The sequence below is a fragment of the Neorhizobium sp. SHOUNA12A genome (genome assembly GCF_023006505.1).
Lineage (GTDB): Bacteria > Pseudomonadota > Alphaproteobacteria > Rhizobiales > Rhizobiaceae > Neorhizobium.
Genome location: NZ_JALBGV010000184.1, coordinates 1 through 2225, shown reverse-complemented (window position 1 = coordinate 2225; position 2225 = coordinate 1). Strand labels below are relative to the sequence as shown.

Here is a 2225-nt window from a genome sequence, read left to right as displayed (position 1 = left end):
TCTTTTACAAACAGTTTTCGGCTTCGTCAAGAAGAGTTTTAGGTTTGAAATAATCAGTTGATTTGAGTTGGAATGAACTGATCGGTGGATGCCCCTTTTCGACCGCCTTCGGCATACAATACCGGCTCAGCGCCGTGGTGGCTCCACGAAGGAGAAGCAGATGACAGCCGTTCATATTCTTGCAATCGACCTCGCGAAGCGAACCTCCCAGTTCAGCGCAGCAGACCGCGGCGGTGCGGTCCTATCCAATCGCAGTGTGTCGCGGTCTCGTTGACAGCAGTTTCTGAGCGAGCAGTCGCCTTGCATCGTGCGATGGAAGCCTGTGCTACCCGCCATTTCCGGGGCCGATCCGCGAAAAGTCACGGCCACGACGTACGGCCGTTTCCGCGAACCTATGAAGCCGTCGTCAAACGCCATAAGAATGACGCGAGCGGATGCAGCCGTGATCGGGAGGCTGCGCTGCGTCCGAACATGCACTACTTTGCGGTCAAGAGCGTCGAGCATCAGGCGTGAGCAGTCGTATTCCGCACGCACCGAGGACGCCTTGGCGGTGTAAGTAGAATGGGACGGACCGATATCCGCAGATTGCTGGTCGTCGGGGCATGAGCATAATTCGATGGATCTTCCGCAAGGGCATCCTTCCTGACAACTGGTTCGGACACATGGTCGCCGCCCTCGCGCTGCCCAACAAGGTGGCTCGCATCATATGGGCCATAATGACGACAAGTGGGCCGAATCGCGGGATGGCGTGATCCGCTGCCTTTCTCGAAGGACATCGCGGCAGTGCCTGGCGTGATGAGCCCTGGTGAGAGGATCGACTGACGGAACGATGCGGAAAACGACTTTAGTGTTCATAATGGGCAAACTAGCCTCCGGGGCTCGAGCCAACGAAGCTTTCTGAACCGATGAGGACCCTATTTTTCGAACTGCATCCCGGCCCATGGCTGCTTCAGGCCACATCGCGAGGCCTCACACACGACAGATAGGATCCTCGCTCGCAGACAGCGGTCAGATAACTCTTCTTGCGAAACCTGGGCATCCACACACGCCCCGGGGTTTGTCGGAGGCAGCTGGTTTGAGTTGCTTGTGTGGCCGATGCGGGTTCGTCGTACGCCTCCGGTGGAGGCCGTGTTGCGACGCGAGTTTGCCACTGTGATCGTGTGCCCACACGAGTGAGCTCCAGAAGCGCATTGAGAATTCATTGCACACGGAGCGTTTCTGGCAGCGCCGGTATGTGGCCGGCGATGGTCAGCGGACGAGCATGCAGAATATTGAAGGCCATTCTCGCCTGGCGCGGTCGTTTCCGAGGTGGACCGTCGTTATGATGTTTCAACGGGGCTCATTTACACGTGGCGTCGGCAAGCGGTGGCGCAGGATGCCGCTCCCGCATTTGTGCCGGCGACGGTGACCTGCGTATCCGATGTGGGCGTGCGCGAACTAGGCTCAGGACCTATTAAATTGCTTGCGGTGGCCTACTGCCTTTGATTCATTGGGATCGAAAGGAAGCCTTCGCAATGAGTAATCTGCTGTTGTTGTCGGAGGCGCAAATGCGCCGGATCGAGCCGTATTTCCCGTTGTCTCACGGCGTTCCGCGCGTTGATGACCGGCTGATTTTGAGCGGTATCATCTTCGTTTTGCGCAACGGGCTGCGATGGCGCGACGCTCCGAAGGAATACGGCCCGCATAAGACGATCTACAACCGCTTCATCAGATGGAGCAGGCTTGGCGTGTTCAATCGTATCCTGGCCGAACTGACTGCAAAGCGGGGCAAACCTGAGCAATTGATGATCGACGCCACCCATCTGAAAGCCCACCGCACCGCAGCCAGTCTGCTAAAAAAGGGGATGTTCCCCGACGTATCGGACGCACCAAAGGCGGGCTGAACTCCAAGCTCCATGCTGTTTGCGACGACCATGGCCGGCCGCTGATCCTGCTTCTGAGCGAAGGGCAATGAGCGACTACAAAGGCGCTGCGCGGATGCTCCACGCCTTCCCAAAGGCAAAGACGCTTCTGGCCGACAAGGGCTATGACGCCGACTGGTTTCGAGACGCCTTGGCCGCACGCAGGATTACGGCCTGCATTCCATCTCGGGCAAGCCGAAAGGTTGTCATCCTGCACGATCCGGCGCTCTACAAAAAGCGCCACAAGATCGAAAACATGTTCGGCAGGCTCAAGGACTGGCGCAGAATTCACACCCGATACGATCGCTGCGCTCACACCTTCTT

At 57.8% G+C, this 2225-nt stretch carries 2 pseudogenes; both read left to right on the top strand.

Features of this window, described 5'->3' with window-relative positions:
• Positions 1-1293: 1293 nt before the first annotated feature.
• A pseudogene (locus tag MOV63_RS33120) lies at positions 1294-1485 on the top strand (hypothetical protein); the annotation flags it as partial.
• 29 nt (positions 1486-1514) lie between these two features.
• A pseudogene (locus MOV63_RS32355) lies at positions 1515-2225 on the top strand (IS5 family transposase); the annotation flags it as partial.